Here is a 15,364-nt window from a genome sequence, read left to right as displayed (position 1 = left end):
TACTTAAATCCCCTATTTTATGAACGCATAATTGATTGGATAAAATGAAGAGAACGTCTTGTATTTATGAAAAATCAATAGGATTTCACATATGTTATTATGGATTAAGGGAGACGTGCGGAGTCCCTCAAATACCTGATTTAACAAGAAATTTTCAGGAAAATGATCATGTGTGCTTCATCATGCACAGGATAAGACCATTATTCGAATATCCGTAAGCTTCTGAAGATGCCTGCCTGTTTTCTGCAGCTGAGCTCTACTGGGCAACATGGGTTTTACCAGTCTTTTTATAAAGAAAATCCTTTCTATTTAATAGCATTAATCAAAATTTTTATTGACAGATAATATATGATTGATTATCTTTAATATATTATCACGCTGATTAGTGCGCATGATTTTTTTTCTTAGTCAAGGAAAGGTGGAAGTGAATGGATATGGAAAAAGGGGTTACAACCGAGTATATTTACAACTTGTTAAAAGAGCAGATTTTTGAGTGGAAATTATCTCCTGGACAAAAGATTAATATTGATCATTTATCGAAGGAGTTAAATATTAGCCCCATCCCGCTAAGAGAAGTACTCTCCCGCTTTCATTCCGAGAAGTTAGTTATACTTGAACCCTATAAGGGATACAGAGTCAGCGGTATTTTGGATGATCAAAGCATGACCGATATGTTGGAGGCTCGAATTTTAATCGAGACGCACGCAGTCCGAAATATAATCCGCTATAACCGTTTACATATTTTAGATGGAATGACCAGATTAATCGAACAAATCTCTGCCATTAAGATGGGGTCATCTTACAGGGAGGTGCTTGAATTTAATCAATTAGATCATCTGTTTCACTTGACCATGGTACAGGCGACAGAAAATTCATTTCTAACCGATGCGTACAAAGGCATGCATTGTCATCTGCATATCGCTCGTTTTTATCATGTAAGAGGTGAAGTGGACCAGCGTGAAGCTGCAGCTGAGCACGTCAAAATTGTGGAGGCGATTCGATTCCGTGATATCTATCGTGCCGAGGAAGCCGTTACTAAGCACATTTGGGATGCGAAAAATCGTTTATTGCAAAGAAAGGAATAGCATATTTGTAAATTACCGTGTTATAGAGTTGCATAGAGCCGATCGATAGACTCGTTTCTGCAATGCTCAGACAGCAGCACAAGCCCGCTACACTTGCATTCGATTATATTGAATGGGTTCTTTCTTTGAATGGTGGAACCAAGTTGCAAGATGCGGGCTTGAGCACGGGGGAGGCGTGCCGTTTTGTAAGCGCTGTCTTGAAGACGGTACATTATAATTGGAGGTGATCCGCGAATTTAGATGAATTCCGAGCAAGCTTTAAGCATGGCTGGTATGAACTACAATTCGGGAGGGTGATAAGAAATGAAGATATTCAAAGTTATAGCTCTGATTGCAATGTCAATTGTTGTGTTAAGCGCTTGCAGTTCAGGCAGTCCGGCATCCGACGGTTCCTCAGCTTCTAACACGCCGGCCTCAGACAACGAATCGGCGCCAAAAAATGATCCGGATAAAAAAGTGACGATCAAATATTCCTTCTGGGGCGATACGGATACAAAAGCTTTGCACATTGCCGTAATTGAAGCCTTTATGAAAGAGCATCCTAATATTACGGTTGAACCTGTTTATATTCCAGCCGAGTATTTAACCAAAATTCAGACTACATTCACGGGCGGCACCCAGCCGGATCTTATCAATTTCACAGCCAACGATCTGATTTCTTTTGCTGCAGCCGGAGTATTGGAGCCGCAAACCAAATGGATTAAAGACGAGTGGGATATAGAAAATTTCGGCGACAACTTTGAACGATTGATGAAAGCGATGGAATATAACGGCGAGATTTGGGCTTTACCTAGAAATTCGGCGGGCAGAACAATCTTCTACAACAAGAGGATTTTTGACGAGGCCGGGGTTAAATATCCGGATGATACCTGGACATGGGACACATTGATCGAGCAGGGAAAGAAGCTGACCAACAACAGCTCCGATCCGAATAAGAAAGTGTACGCGATTGGCTTTCAAGGGGAAATATCGGACATAGGGGCCAGCTATATCTGGCAAGCGGGCGGCGATTATTTCAGTCCGGACGGGAAAAAATTTATTCTTAACTCACCCGAAAGCAGAAAGGCTTTCCAGTATTTACATGACCTCATCTATGTGCATCAAATTGCACCCAACCCCAGCGTTTATACCAATGACACTCCTCAATCGCTATTCATGAATGAAAAAATAGCTATGCACTTTGATGCGGGTTCGTTTATTGCAACTATGCAAAAGGCTAATTTCGAATGGGATATCGCTTTATTCCCTATGGGCCCCCAGAACCGTATCGGCGCCTTATCTCCTACAAGTTTAGCAATACCGAAGGCCAGCAAGAACAAAGAAGCGGCTTGGGAATTGGCCAAGTTTATTAACGGTCCGAAGGGTCAGGAAATCCTGATCAGCACCGGTTTTTCCGCTCCTGTCAGAGAGTCCATTCTGAATGACGAGTCCAAGTATTTGCCGGGCGACAAATTTAAAGTTGATCGCAATGTCGCATTGGAAAGTTACACGGAGCATTCCGCTGTAAAGCCTACGAATCCTGTTTGGACACAAACCGATACCATTATTAAAAAGTATTTGAGTCTTTATTTCCTGGATAAGAACGGAAATATCGATGAATCGCTGAAGCTCATAGAGAACGAAGTGAACGCAATCATGCCTAAGTAAGGAAACACGTAATGGTGACCGGAAAAGGATTCTGGCCCCTCTTGTCCGGTTCATTCATTTATATTGGGGGGAGTGCAGCATGCCAAGAAAGTTTTTATTAAACGAGACAATGGTAGCCTATTACTTTTTGCTGCCGGCCATAATCGGATTTGCGATTTTTACCGTAGTGCCTCTGGTATCTTCGCTTGTTATTTCCTTTTATGAATGGAATACATTATCCAGTCCCAAATTCGTTGGCTTTGATAACTTCATCAACATATTCACCCAAGACAAAATATTTTGGATAGCGCTGAAAAATACTTTCTGGTATGCGGTAGGTGTTGTTCCTTTAAGTATCGCTTTGGGGTTGGCTGCTGCCTTGTTATTAAATCAAAAAATAATCGGTATTGCCCTGTGGCGAACGGTTTATTTTCTCCCTGTCATGACTTCAACGGTCGCGATCTCGCTGGTCTGGAAGTGGTTATACAACCCTGATGTCGGCTTGATCAATGTATTATTGAGGGAATTCGGAATTCAGAATCCCCCTACATGGCTAACCAGTACCACTTGGGCATTACCCTCTATCATCATTGTTACGATCTGGAAAACCATCGGCTATAATATGGTTATTTTTTTGGCCGGCTTGCAAAACGTACCCAAAGAATTATATGAAGCTGCTGAAATTGACGGTTCAAGCAGGTGGAACATATTTTGGAAAATCACGCTTCCCTTGCTGCGGCCTACTACCTTTTTTATAACCGTGATTTCGATTATCCATTCTTTCCAAGTGTTTGGGTATGCATTGATTATGACGGAAGGTGGTCCCGGCGCTTCGACAAACACGCTGGTTTTATACATCTACCAGCAAGGATTCAAGTATTTCAATATGGGCTATGCTTCAGCAATTGCATGGGTATTATTCATTATTCTATTGATTGTTACTATGACTCAGTCCTATGTCAATCATCGAAGGGAGGCCACCTAATCCTTGGAAACTGTCCAAACTACGGCAAAAGCGTCGTCCATCGCCATGAAGCGGTCGACCCTGAAGCGGATTACAAATTTAATTACGTATATCATATTAATTGCTTTTTCCGGAATTATGGTACTCCCTTTTATTTGGATGGTATCATCATCGTTGAAAAATTTGGAGGAAGTAAGCGAAATCCCTATTCGGTGGATCCCCGAGACATTTCGATTTAGCAACTATGTGGAGGTTTTTCAAAGCATCCCGATGGGACGGTTTATTTTAAACTCATTCTTTATTGCTGTTTCGGTCACGATTTTAGCCATGCTCGTTTCGTCATTGGCAGCTTATGCATTTGCACGATTGAATTTTAAAGGGAAAAGCATTCTCTTTCTATGCTTTTTGACAACCATGATGATCCCGCAGCAGGTCACGATGATTCCCAATTTTTTGATTATGAAAGAATTCGGTTGGCTCAATACGTATAACGCATTGATTTTCCCCCAATTATTTACGGCTTTCGGGGTGTTTATGCTGAGACAATTTTTTCTGACCATACCTGTCGAGCTAGAGGAAGCGGCGAGAATAGACGGGTGCAGCCGTTTTAGAATTTACTGGAATATTATCATTCCCCTGGCAAAATCTGCATTTGTGACATTGGGCATATTTATTTTCCTGGGCGAATGGAACTCCTTTCTATGGCCGCTTATTGTCATTGACTCGGTAGCCCTGCAGCCGATTCAAGTCGGATTGCGTACTTTCCAGGGAGAGTTTGTAACTCAATGGCATCTTATGATGGCAGGAGCATTTATAGCTGAATTGCCGGTTTTATTATTGTATGCCTTTTGTCAACGCCACATTATTGAAGGAATTGCTACTTCAGGTATCAAGGGTTAATAGAAAATATTCCATGGAGGTTTAATATGAAAATCACAAAGCTGGAAGCTGTCATTATTGTAACGGAAGTTAAAAATCCAATGAAGGATGCGCTGCACACGTATGATGCAGGTACTCAGGTCATAACCAAGATTTATACGGATGAAGGTATTACAGGTTATGCTACGAGCTTTTTCGGTAGAGGAAAAGCAAGCGGAGCGATATTGAAGCTCATGCTGGAATCGGAATTGGGCCCTCATCTCATTGGCGAGGATCCGCACTTTACCCGTAAAATCCGCAAAAAATTGTGGAGCATTGCCGACTATCACGGTGCTGAGGGCTTCTCGCATTTTGCTATCTCTGCCATTGATATCGCGCTCTGGGACATTATTGGAAAGAAAGCGAATCTTCCGACGGCAAAGGTTTTAGGCGCCGTTCGTGATCGTATCCCTGCTTACTGCATGGCCGGATGGTATGTGGATACCGAAAAGGAATATGTCGCAAAATGCATCGAAACGGTAGAAGAGGGGTTCAAGGCAATCAAACTAAAAGTAGGCAAATATTCGTTGGAGAATGATATTGAACGGATTAAAATTGCGCAAAGAGAAGTAGGGCCGGATATTCAAATTATGGTCGACGCCAACCAGGGATTTGATGAAAAAGAAGCGCTTCGCCGGGGACGGGCTTACGAGCAGCTGGGCATCAGATGGTTTGAAGAGCCGTTGATTCCGCAGCATAAAGAGAGTTCAGCGCGATTGGCCCAAGCATTGGATATCCCGATTGCAATCGGTGAAAACTTTTACTCTAAATTCCAATTTTATGATGCCGTTCAAGCCGGAGCCGCATCGATTTATCAACCGGATAACCGAAGAGCCGGAGGACCAACGGAATGGTTGGAAATCGGAGCCATCACGGATGCGGCTGGACATCATATCGCAAGTCATGGGGGCGGTCCTGCAAATGTGAATGTGCTGTGCGTCCTGCCTAATGCGATCTTCCTGGAAAGCGGAAGCTTGAAAAAAGAAAATGGACTGCTGAAAACCCGACTGACCATGGTAGACGGGGAAGTACTGCTTCCGGATGTACCGGGAATGGGAACCGAAGTCGATGAAGAATATATTCAGAAATACCGCATAGACTAGGGGATTTGATAGGGGACCCGGCAATGACCGGGTTCTCCTGTCATCATTTCGAGAGGAGCTGGAGAATGTCAAAGCATACCGTTGAAGCGTTAGGGAATTTGGTGGACGGACAATGGATCGTGGGCTCAGAAACATTTGATGTTTTCAATAAGTATACCGGTGATGTGATTGTTAAGGTGACAAAATCATCCCTGGAGGAAGTGAGTCATGCCATTGGCAACGCATTGGACACATTCCAAACAACCAGGCTGACTCCTTATCAAAGGTACGAAATTTTGATGAAAGCAGCCGAACTGTTTAAGCAGCGTAAAAATGAGCTTGCTCTGACGATTGTTCGGGAAGGCGGCAAGGTACTGAAAGACGCCGGTGCGGAGGTTGAACGGGGGATCCAGACGTTCATCGCGTCTGCTGAAGAAGCAAAGAGGCTGCAAGGACATGAAGTACCAGTTCAGGCACAGCCGGGCAATGACAATAAAATCGCCTTTACGCTGCGGGTTCCTGTAGGCGTGCTCTGCGCGATAACACCTTTCAATTATCCTTTCAACTTAGTAGCGCATAAAATTGCGCCTGCCCTTGCCGCAGGCAATACGGTTATTTTAAAGCCGGCAGGCGTAACACCGCAAATTGCTGCCAAAATGGCGGGAATTCTGTTGGAGGCTGGCCTTCCGCCAGGGTTTTTAAATATCGTCAACGGCCCTGGAAAAGAAATCGGGCAGTATTTATTAGAGGATAGCCGCATAGCGATGTATACCTTTACAGGGAGTACGGAGGTTGGTAAGCAGATTAAAGCAGCCTCCGGTATCCGCAGGGTGACCTTGGAGCTTGGAGGCAACTCGCCCAATATTGTTCATAAAGACGCACCGGATATAGGAAAAGCCGCTCAATTATGCGTAAGCAGAGGCTTTGGTAACGCGGGGCAGGCATGTATATCCGTACAAAGGATTTATGTGCATCGAGATGTATACGATGTTTTTGTTGAAAAGTCGATTGAAGCGGCATCGAAGCTCAAGGTAGGCGACCCTGAGCTGGAGGAAACCGATATCGGGCCGATGATATCGGATAAAGAAGCGGTTCGGGCAGAGCAGTGGATACAGGAAGCCGCTCTTCAGGGGGCGACGATCGCTTATGGAGGTCATCGGCAGGGTGCGATTTTATACCCGACTATTATGACCAATACCTTATCCTCGATGAAGATAATGTGCCAGGAAGTGTTTGCCCCGATCATCTGCATTACTGCCTATAGCGACATTGATGAAGCGTTGGCAGCCGCAAATGATTCCGATTACGGGCTGCAGGCAGGGATCTTCACTTCTGATCTTCAACTGGCGTTCAAGGCTGCCAAGGAGCTGCAATTTGGCGGTGTTATGATCAACGATGTATCCACGTTTCGAGCCGATATTATGCCTTATGGCGGCGTGAAAGACAGCGGTTATGGTAAAGAAGGTCCGAGGTATGCCATTCAAGAAATGACGAACGAAAAATTAGTTGTTTTTGATATTTAGTTGAAAAGAGATGATCAGCATATGAGGAATACATGGTCTTATTTTCCTTCGGGTAAAATTATATTCGGCAATGGCGCCATTCATAAATTAAACGAGCTATTAAAAAACATGAATGCCCGTAATGTATTTCTCATTACCGATAAGGGGATCGTTCAATCCGGCTTACTTCATACGGTTATGACTATATTGGAGAAAGATAACTTCCAGGTGAAAGTGTTTGACGGCACAACTTCTGAACCTCCGGTTTCGGTCGTACTGGAGTGCTATGAATATGCCCAAAAGGAGATTAATGCGGATGTTATTATCGGTCTGGGTGGAGGCAGCAGCATCGATTTGGCCAAAGTAGTCGCCTTGCTGGTAGCACATGGGGGACGGCCGCAGGATTATTTTGGCGAGAACGCGATTCCATCGCCGATTGCTCCCTTGATCGCCATTCCCACTACGGCAGGCACAGGCTCTGAAGTAACATCGGTAGCTGTCGTAACCGATACGGATCATAATATCAAAGTCGGCATTTCCAACAATTACTTGAGACCTGCTGCAGCCTTGCTGGACCCGGAGTTGACGCTGCAGCTGCCACCCTATATAACGGCTTGCTCAGGCATAGATGCCTTATGTCATGCAGTTGAAGCCTTTCTTGCCAAGGATTCCAAATATATTCAAGCGGAAGGCGACATTTTATTTCAAGGCTCAGCTCCGATAAGCGATACATTGGCTTTACAAGCGATTGAACTCATTTCCAATAATCTTGTAATGGCTGTCCAGCAAGGGACGAATCTGGAAGCCCGCTCCAACATGCTTCTGGGCAGTTTATTAGCCGGATTGGCATTTTCCAATGCCGGTACGGCTGCGGCTCATGCGTTAGCCTACCCGATCGGAGGCCTGACCAAATCCCCTCACGGAGAAGTAACGGGACTTCTGCTGCCCTATGTAATTAATTTCAACGCCCATACTGCAGGCGGGAAAATCGATAAATTAGTACAAGCATTGCATATTCCTGCTCCACCTCTCCAATCAGCATCGGACAAGATTCAGGCTGTCGTCTCCTATATCACAGATATCTTGCAGCAAATCGGATTGCCGACACGGCTTAACTCTATCGGGATTAAGAAGGAACAATTGACCGGGATTGCGGAGAAGGCGGTGCAAATCGATCGGCTGATTCGTAACAATCCACGTGCGGTAACGGTGGAAGGTTTCATCGCGCTGCTTGAAGAGGCCTATTAATTTCGGGAGTGGATTTCATGAAGATTGTTATTACCAGATGTATTCCGGATAGTGTCAAACAAATGTTGGAAGTGAAATACACCACCTACATGTGGCAGGAGGAAAATGTGCCGATTCCGGGTGAGCTGCTGCTGGAACAAGTCAGGGATGCCGATGCTCTGTTTACAAATGTATCGGATCGGATCGATAAATATGTATTCCAAGCGGCTCCCAAACTGAAGGTGGTCAGTACGATGGCAGTCGGTTATGACAATATCGATATCGCGGAGGCAACCGCAAGAGGCATACTTGTCGGGCATACGCCAGATGTTCTATCTGAAGCGGTGGCGGATTTGACATTTGCCTTGCTGCTTGCGACTGCGCGAAAAGTAGTGGAAGCTGCCAATTATATTAAGGAAGGCAGCTGGAGAGGCTGGGGGCCAATGCTGCTAACCGGACAAAATGTTTACAATGCCACAATCGGCATAATCGGCATGGGTGGAATTGGTATGGGGGTAGCCAGAAGAGCTTCCGGCTTCGGTATGAGGATCTTGTATCATAACAGGAGACGAAGAGAAGACATGGAGCACAAGCTGGGTGTAAAATATAGCTCGCTTGATAACCTGCTTCAAGCTTCCGATTTTGTAGTGATGCTGGCCCCGGCCACTTTGGAAACACGTAAAATGATTGGGGAAAGAGAGCTTTCATTGATGAAACCGACTGGTATTCTGATTAATACTTCCAGAGGAAGCAATATTGATGAACAAGCGCTTATTACTGCATTACAAGAACGCCGGATCTGGGGTGCCGGCCTTGATGTGTTTGAAGTCGAGCCGATTCATGCTGACCATCCTCTGGTCTCTCTTGATAATGTAGTAGTATTGCCGCATATCGGAAGCGCAACTGCAGCTACCAGGATGGAAATGGCTAAAATGACGGCCCACAATATACTGATGGGATTGAGTGGCGAAAAAATAAAAAATATTGTAAATCCTGACGTTTACAATACAAGGGTTTCAAATAAGCATGCAGATTTATTATGAAATGGGGCGCGCATACCTTTCCATTGGCAGGTAAAAAGTTCTTGGTTTGAAAACACACAAAAAAATGGGCTGTCCCCCGGTCTTTTCAGACCTTTTTGGGAGGGCCCTATTTGAATTAGAAATGGTACTATTATTCAATCCAACCAGCTTCCTAGAACGGATCAGTTGCTCCGCAGTCTGAACTTTGAAACATCGCATGGTTTCTTGCTTTTACATACACAGCAGTTTCTTTTCTTCCAGATTGAATTCTGCTTGATCAACGAGCCCGTCTACCGAATGCAGGACTCATTTGTGTTGCGGACATTTTTGAGCGAAATGGTCAAGACGCCCGCGTCGTCTTCGTCCGTATTCGTAATCGTGAGCGTAGCTCCGGAGGTTTGACCGACGCCTATCTGGAATGTGAGACCGCCCTGGCCATCGAGGTCGTCGTTGTCCTCGCTCGTTCCCTCGTAATCGCGGCCCCAGTAGTTGATAAAGATTTGGGCGAGCCGGTAACGATCCGAAGGAGGCTGCAGATGGATGTCCGCCACGAGGTCGGCGACGTTCAAATTGATGTTGATCTGGGCCGAGTATAAGACGCCGTCTATCACCTTCGAGCTTTTGAGCAAGTAGCCTCCAAGCGGTACGTCGTGAAGCGAATAACTTCCGTCGGTGCCCGTGAACGTCGTCTTGCCGTCATAGGCCTGAACTATGGCGCCGGCGACCGCACCGGCTTCGCCGTATACTTTTCCGCGAACGGTTCCGCGGCTCAGAACCTTCTTCCACCTGCTGACCGTGTAGCTCTCCATGCGCGGTTCGCGGTAGATCGCCGGCTCCGCGAAGCCGTAGAGCCCGCCGAGCGAGGGACCGTCCCACCACAGCATGTTATCCGGCGACACGGCGTCCGCATCCGTCGTATTTCTCCACTCGTCGCTGTCTTTCCCGTCCGCATCGTCATTGGCGAATGCATTGAGGAACTGATTGGCGATGTCATCCGCGCTATCGGTAAGAACCGATGGTCGGGTCGGTGTAGCAGTACCATCGATAGTGATACTTCGGCTTGACGCCTGGCCGCCCTGCATTATTGCGCGCATCTGTTGCGATAGCGTGCAGCGCTGTGCGAACCGCTGGCGTTTCCTGCATCGGATCCCGCTTTACCACCAGCGGTGGAATCATCGTGAACTGGTCGTTGTGGGTAACGCCAACGGCATGCGGTCCGAAAGCGGAAACGGAATAATTCTTGTCGTACTCCGGATCGGGAAAGTCTTCCCCTTCAATTGAGTGCTGAACGGTCTGCGTGATCGCACCCGACCAAATGTATTTCAGAACGTTCGGCTCGAAGCCATCGGAGCCGTCGGCGAGCACCCCGATTAGATGGTCCATCAGACGCTTCTGACTGCCGATGCTATGGGTGATTTCATCGTAATTACGCGTCATGATCCCGGAATGGCTGTACCACTGCGCCGGTTTCACGTTCAACATCAGACCGCCGATGATTCCGTCGCCGCTGGGAGAAACTTTACGTGCGTTCATCCACCGCGCCGGCATGAGGACATCCTTGACTTCTTCGGTGAGCTGACAGTCCGGCAGCGGCAAGATCCTCTTCGGACAGGTTATCAGGATCGCACACTTGCCCTTCGGCGATGAAGCCGAGCAGCGGCGGGCCATTGAGAGTGTGTATGCTGCCTCCGAGGTCAAGCGTCGGCAGCTTCGGGGTAAACTTGGGAAGATTAACTTTCAACGATTCGCGCTTGATCTCGTGCGACAGGAACCGCGCGGCAGGTGCGGCCATGCGGCGCATCTCCATCATCTTGTCGACCGGCGCGTATACCGCGGATAATGTTCGCGTGCCTTGGTCTCGCGCGAGAGCTTTCGTCTTCGCAGCGTTTTGCAAGGCTCCCAAGGAGACGGCTAAGATGCCCGTCTTCGTGTCAAGCACGGCATTGCCGGGACTAACCGGATTGACCACGGGGTTGACGACTTCCGCGATCATATTCTCAACCAGTTCCCAGGGCCACGGTTTGCGCTGTTCGGGCGGAACTTCGGGCAGGAGGAAAGGCTTCGGTTTCATGCCCTATTCCGATACCGGAACGTCGAAGACGGCGCTGCACCGTACTGGCAATGTCCCTACCGTTCCAGCGTACAGAACCGTGAAGCTCTTGACGTCGAAACGCAGCTGTCCGGCCTCCGGGGTGCCAGTCACGAACGGGACGTTGTCGCCGACCATGGATGCCGAGCGCGATCGCGATCGGCTGCTTGAGATTGACGTACGGCCGCGGCAGCGTAACGGCGTCACCATCATCAACCAACGTCGTGATCGACATGCGATCAAGGACGATCGGCGTGTCCTCCACGTTGTGGACCGTGAACATACCGGTCAGCATATTATAACGCTTGTGAGCGAACAGGTCGGCCGTCACATGAGGCACGACCGTGCCGGCAGCCTTGCAAATCGCATAAGCCGAGTGAATGGTAAGCGTCCGTTTGACGGAGATGCCCGCGTGTTTGACGTGACAAGAAACGACGAACTGGCCGACGCCCACCGAGTGGTCGATTGCCGGGAAGTAGTCATGGCTGACTACAGGCGTGCGGGTCGTGGCGGTGCTGCCATCGCCGAACTCCCACACGAATTCCATGCGGGGCGCTGTGGCGGCTTCACCGAAGATTTCGTTTAATTGGATGCTCGTTAAATCGTAGACCGCGCCCACGGTGAGCCGCTTGGCAGCCTTGGGCGCGAGTCGGATGCCCTTGTCCGTCTGCACGCTCGCATTCGCGCGCGTGTTCGTCATTCGCCGGGTCTCGATCCGGGTTAGCGCTTGCAGGTTTTCCGACATGATGCGGCCCAGTGAGCCTTGAGTCGCCAGACGCGCAGCCAGCGAATCTTGCGCGAAGACCTTGCCCGTCTGCTCCCGAATTTCTGCATCCGTGAGTAGATTGGATAAGTAAGGAAAGTCGATCCAATAGTTAGTATAGAAGCGTGGTGACAGAATAGTCTGTCGTTTAATGTAGACCGCGTAAAATTTTTTTCGCCTGTATCATTGCGAGGCGTATTATGGCCATTTCGCAAATGTCCGGCATGAAGAGAGGTAAGCGGGAGCTCCCGCATCTGCACGTGGGCACATATCCGTCATAAAGCGGATGGCATCGAAATCTCGTGTTCATTACGCACCTGGTTCACAAAGGCCGGACGGCGAGAGTGAAAGGGATCGAGCTGATCTGGAGCCGAGTTCGCGAAGTCCGCGCCCGGAAGCAGCTCCCGGCAATGCTGATGGGCGATTTCAATTCGACGCCGGATGAGCTCGCCGTGCAGATCATGCGCGAAGAAGTACCTGCGGCCGACGGCTTGGTAGCGATGAAGGACGTATATGAGGCCATAGACGGCCCGATCGGCACTTCGGTCAACCCCCAATTCTCCGGTAATCTGAAGGGAGGCGTGATCGATTAAATCCAAAATAAGGTTGTTCAATAAAAAACGTACAGCTGCCGGTCTACCTTGGCAGCTGTACGTTTTTTTTCAAGCGGGCGTATCTCGGGACACCGCGTAACCAGAGAAAGTGAATCTTCATATTGAATAGCCCTTTTGTTTTTGTCAGTTCAGGGCGTAACGTTCGGTGATTTTATCCTTCCAGTACCACTCGAGCAGGTCGCCTTCGGCCTCCCACATCTCCTCGAACATCCTGCGGATATTATCCAGGGACAGAATGGAAGCGGCATTGGGATCCAAAGCGACCGCATAGAAGGCCTTCTCCTTATCTTTCTCGAGAATGGATTCAACGGTCAACTGCACGCAAGTACCGTTAGCATGATTGAAACCAGCCAGATGGGTGGGCAGGTCGCCAACAACGGACGCGTTGATACCATGTCTGTCTGCAAAGCATGGAACCTCAACACACAGCTTGCCGGGCAGGTTGGTAATCAGGCCCTTGTTCATCACGTTGCCAATGAAGCGGAAAGGGCGATCGGTTACGATACCCTCCATAATGCCCGAGGTGTACTCATTGGACATACGCAAATCACCGGACAGCTGGTGCTCGCTATCCATGCTATCCTTGAGCCACTCGCGGGCTTTCTCGCCAAGTGAATCCCGGACAGGATCTCTGGGCTTGAGGAAGTACTGCTTCATCAGATCCGCATTGCGGCGGAAATATGGCAAATACTCGGAATCATGATGGTTGCTCTCTGTCGGGAAGTAACCGAACTTGCGCATGATTTCGACACGTACGGCTTCCTTCTTCAGGAAATCCCTCTGCTCATCCGTTTGAGGATTATCCAGCATGTCGCGCAGCATAGGATACAGATCCTCACCGGTGTCAGTTCGCTGATACTCCAGGAACCAGGCAAGATGGTTAATTCCGGCGACCTTGTAAGTGACATCCTCATCCTTCAAACCGATGAATTTGGTGATTACGCTGCTCGTATGCTGCACGCCGTGGCAGATACCCACATTCTTAATGCTGCTGGCCGTGGAATGCAGCATCGTAAGCCCTGCCATCGGGTTGGTATGGTTAAGCAGGTAGGCGTCAGGGCAGTACTGCTCCATCTCGCGGCAAATTTGCAGCTGAACAGGGGCGGTACGCATCAGACGGAACGCTGCACCTACAGAATAGGTATCGGCAACCGTTTGTTCAATGCCATATTTGCGGGGTATCTCTACCTCTATGTTATAGGGGAAGCCGTAATAAGCTCCGCCGCCAACTGAAACAGAGGTGATGACAAAATCAGCGCCGGGCAGCAGCTTGGTACGATCTGTGCTGCTCTCAAGCTTAGTGGGCAAGTTATACTTATCAATCGTGTTCTGAATATAAGCCGTAACTTTCTTCAGGCGCTCCTCGTGCAGGTCACACAAACAAATAGTAGCCTCCCTTAGAGACTCTCTGGACATGATGTCAATGCTCAGTCTGCTGCCGAAGCCGCTGCCGGCTCCGATAATAACGATTTTCATACTAACCCTTCCTTTCGCTTGCGAATGTAAGCAGGTCTTTTATATCTCTATACAAGCTATGATTCATATCAATCGCTTATCCCTTGATTCCCGTAGTCGACACGCCCTGGATGAAGGTCTTCTGTGCAAAGAAGAACAGAATGATGATAGGAAGGGCAGCAACCGTGGAAGCAGCCATAAGCATGCCCCACCGCGTTCCATATTGACCAATGAACTGCTGCAGACCAAGCGAGACGGTGTACATGGAATCGTCATTCAAATAAATGAGCGGACCGAGAAAATCATTCCAGGTGTTCATGAATGTGAATAATGCAACCGTGGCAAGGGCAGGTCTTGCGAGCGGGAGTATCACCTGCCAGAAGATGCGGAACTCGGAGCAGCCGTCGATCTTCGCCGCTTCCGTCAGCTCATGCGGTATGGTGAGGAAGAACTGGCGAAGCAGGAAGATAAAGAACGCTCCCCCGAAGAAAGAGGGGATAATCAGCGGGTTGAAGGTTCCTACCCATCCGATCTGCTTGAACAGAACGAATAAAGGAATCATGGTGACCTGGTAAGGAAGCATCATTGTGCTCAGCATGATGATGAACAGAAGATTCCGTCCCGGCCATTGTATTCTGGAGAAGCCATATGCCACCAGAGCGGAGGACAGGCACGTACCCACCACACACCAGAAGCATATGATCAGCGTGTTCTTGACATAAGAGCCGAATGGAACAAAGGTCAGCGCTTCCGGGAAGTTCGACCATATGAACGGTTCGGGAATCCACTCGGGGGGCCATTTGAATATCTGTGCTTCAGGTTTAAGGGCTGTTGAGAGCATCCATATGAAAGGAAACAGAAAGGATAAGCCAAGCAGTATGAGAATGATGTGACTCATTCCTTGTCTGAGCATTTCCTGTTTTTTTCGGGTTGACGTCCGATTACCGATCGCAGCCATCCGGTTCTCCCCTTTCCGGGTGAAGGGAAGGAAGAGATATGTGCCCTTCCTTCCACCCG

General features: G+C 48.2%; 15 protein-coding genes. 9 read left to right on the top strand and 6 right to left on the bottom strand.

Annotated features, from left to right (window positions below):
- Positions 1-428: 428 nt before the first annotated feature.
- The 8 genes from AC0YOA_RS04495 to AC0YOA_RS04460 all read left to right on the top strand — a co-directional run bounded on the left by AC0YOA_RS04495 (position 429) and on the right by AC0YOA_RS04460 (position 9,447).
- Complete coding sequence (locus tag AC0YOA_RS04495) at positions 429-1,085, top strand: GntR family transcriptional regulator (protein WP_475785589.1); 657 nt, start codon at positions 429-431, stop codon at positions 1,083-1,085.
- 303 nt (positions 1,086-1,388) lie between these two features.
- Entirely contained in the window at positions 1,389-2,732 is a 1,344-nt protein-coding gene (locus tag AC0YOA_RS04490) for an ABC transporter substrate-binding protein (RefSeq protein ID WP_475785588.1), read from the top strand.
- A gap of 79 nt (positions 2,733-2,811) precedes the next feature.
- On the top strand, positions 2,812-3,696 hold the full coding sequence (locus AC0YOA_RS04485) for a carbohydrate ABC transporter permease (protein WP_475785587.1): 885 nt from the start codon (positions 2,812-2,814) through the stop codon (positions 3,694-3,696).
- 3 nt (positions 3,697-3,699) lie between these two features.
- Entirely contained in the window at positions 3,700-4,575 is an 876-nt protein-coding gene (locus AC0YOA_RS04480; RefSeq protein WP_475785586.1) for a carbohydrate ABC transporter permease, read from the top strand.
- A 26-nt stretch (positions 4,576-4,601) separates the two neighbouring features.
- Positions 4,602-5,696: a mandelate racemase/muconate lactonizing enzyme family protein gene (locus tag AC0YOA_RS04475; RefSeq protein ID WP_475785585.1), complete on the top strand. Its 1,095-nt coding sequence runs from the start codon at positions 4,602-4,604 to the stop codon at positions 5,694-5,696.
- A 65-nt stretch (positions 5,697-5,761) separates the two neighbouring features.
- Positions 5,762-7,198, top strand: a complete 1,437-nt coding sequence (locus tag AC0YOA_RS04470; protein WP_475785584.1) for an aldehyde dehydrogenase family protein — start codon at positions 5,762-5,764, stop codon at positions 7,196-7,198.
- Positions 7,199-7,219: 21 nt separating this feature from the next.
- Positions 7,220-8,425 carry an iron-containing alcohol dehydrogenase family protein gene (locus AC0YOA_RS04465; RefSeq protein WP_475785583.1) on the top strand — a complete coding sequence of 402 codons (1,206 nt, stop codon included), beginning with the start codon at positions 7,220-7,222 and terminating at the stop codon, positions 8,423-8,425.
- A gap of 17 nt (positions 8,426-8,442) precedes the next feature.
- Positions 8,443-9,447 carry a 2-hydroxyacid dehydrogenase gene (locus tag AC0YOA_RS04460; RefSeq protein WP_475785582.1) on the top strand — a complete coding sequence of 335 codons (1,005 nt, stop codon included), beginning with the start codon at positions 8,443-8,445 and terminating at the stop codon, positions 9,445-9,447.
- Positions 9,448-9,716: 269 nt separating this feature from the next.
- On the opposite strand, the gene AC0YOA_RS04455 is transcribed toward AC0YOA_RS04460, so the two are convergent.
- The 4 genes from AC0YOA_RS04455 to AC0YOA_RS04440 are packed head-to-tail and all read right to left on the bottom strand — an operon-like array spanning position 9,717 to position 12,215.
- Positions 9,717-10,508, bottom strand: coding sequence for a carboxypeptidase-like regulatory domain-containing protein (locus AC0YOA_RS04455; RefSeq protein ID WP_475785581.1), 792 nt, complete (start codon positions 10,506-10,508; stop codon positions 9,717-9,719).
- Positions 10,426-10,974, bottom strand: coding sequence for a hypothetical protein (locus AC0YOA_RS04450; RefSeq protein WP_475785580.1), 549 nt, complete (start codon positions 10,972-10,974; stop codon positions 10,426-10,428). The genes AC0YOA_RS04455 and AC0YOA_RS04450 overlap by 83 nt, the downstream gene beginning before the upstream one ends.
- Positions 10,946-11,419: a hypothetical protein gene (locus tag AC0YOA_RS04445; protein ID WP_475785579.1), complete on the bottom strand. Its 474-nt coding sequence runs from the start codon at positions 11,417-11,419 to the stop codon at positions 10,946-10,948. Before AC0YOA_RS04445 ends, AC0YOA_RS04450 begins: the two co-directional genes overlap by 29 nt.
- Before the next feature lie 4 nt (positions 11,420-11,423).
- Complete coding sequence (locus AC0YOA_RS04440) at positions 11,424-12,215, bottom strand: hypothetical protein (protein WP_475785578.1); 792 nt, start codon at positions 12,213-12,215, stop codon at positions 11,424-11,426.
- Between the two features lie 365 nt (positions 12,216-12,580).
- On the opposite strand from AC0YOA_RS04440, the gene AC0YOA_RS04435 reads away from it, so the two are divergent.
- The gene (locus AC0YOA_RS04435; RefSeq protein WP_475785577.1) at positions 12,581-12,871 is read left to right on the top strand and encodes a hypothetical protein; all 291 of its coding nucleotides are present in this window, start codon (positions 12,581-12,583) and stop codon (positions 12,869-12,871) included.
- 144 nt (positions 12,872-13,015) lie between these two features.
- On the opposite strand, the gene AC0YOA_RS04430 is transcribed toward AC0YOA_RS04435, so the two are convergent.
- Both AC0YOA_RS04430 and AC0YOA_RS04425 read right to left on the bottom strand, forming a co-directional pair.
- Complete coding sequence (locus tag AC0YOA_RS04430; protein WP_475785576.1) at positions 13,016-14,368, bottom strand: family 4 glycosyl hydrolase; 1,353 nt, start codon at positions 14,366-14,368, stop codon at positions 13,016-13,018.
- 76 nt (positions 14,369-14,444) lie between these two features.
- On the bottom strand, positions 14,445-15,305 hold the full coding sequence (locus tag AC0YOA_RS04425; RefSeq protein ID WP_475785575.1) for a carbohydrate ABC transporter permease: 861 nt from the start codon (positions 15,303-15,305) through the stop codon (positions 14,445-14,447).
- Positions 15,306-15,364: the final 59 nt, after the last annotated feature.

Source organism: Paenibacillus sp. JT22N12 (genome assembly GCF_056269365.1).
This window is presented reverse-complemented; position numbering and strand designations above follow the sequence as displayed.

Excerpts from the sequence above, each read along its gene's own strand:
- AC0YOA_RS04465 (WP_475785583.1), top strand. The coding sequence starts at position 7,220 with ATGAGGAATACATGGTCTTATTTTCCTTCGGGTAAAATTATATTCGGC.
- AC0YOA_RS04485 (WP_475785587.1), top strand. The coding sequence starts at position 2,812 with ATGCCAAGAAAGTTTTTATTAAACGAGACAATGGTAGCCTATTACTTT.
- AC0YOA_RS04475 (WP_475785585.1), top strand. The coding sequence starts at position 4,602 with ATGAAAATCACAAAGCTGGAAGCTGTCATTATTGTAACGGAAGTTAAA.
- AC0YOA_RS04425 (WP_475785575.1), bottom strand. The coding sequence starts at position 15,305 with ATGGCTGCGATCGGTAATCGGACGTCAACCCGAAAAAAACAGGAAATG.
- AC0YOA_RS04430 (WP_475785576.1), bottom strand. The coding sequence starts at position 14,368 with ATGAAAATCGTTATTATCGGAGCCGGCAGCGGCTTCGGCAGCAGACTG.
- AC0YOA_RS04460 (WP_475785582.1), top strand. The coding sequence starts at position 8,443 with ATGAAGATTGTTATTACCAGATGTATTCCGGATAGTGTCAAACAAATG.
- AC0YOA_RS04445 (WP_475785579.1), bottom strand. The coding sequence starts at position 11,419 with ATGATCGCGGAAGTCGTCAACCCCGTGGTCAATCCGGTTAGTCCCGGC.
- AC0YOA_RS04470 (WP_475785584.1), top strand. The coding sequence starts at position 5,762 with ATGTCAAAGCATACCGTTGAAGCGTTAGGGAATTTGGTGGACGGACAA.
- AC0YOA_RS04490 (WP_475785588.1), top strand. The coding sequence starts at position 1,389 with ATGAAGATATTCAAAGTTATAGCTCTGATTGCAATGTCAATTGTTGTG.
- AC0YOA_RS04455 (WP_475785581.1), bottom strand. The coding sequence starts at position 10,508 with ATGCAGGGCGGCCAGGCGTCAAGCCGAAGTATCACTATCGATGGTACT.
- AC0YOA_RS04495 (WP_475785589.1), top strand. The coding sequence starts at position 429 with ATGGATATGGAAAAAGGGGTTACAACCGAGTATATTTACAACTTGTTA.
- AC0YOA_RS04440 (WP_475785578.1), bottom strand. The coding sequence starts at position 12,215 with ATGACGAACACGCGCGCGAATGCGAGCGTGCAGACGGACAAGGGCATC.
- AC0YOA_RS04450 (WP_475785580.1), bottom strand. The coding sequence starts at position 10,974 with ATGCCGGCGCGGTGGATGAACGCACGTAAAGTTTCTCCCAGCGGCGAC.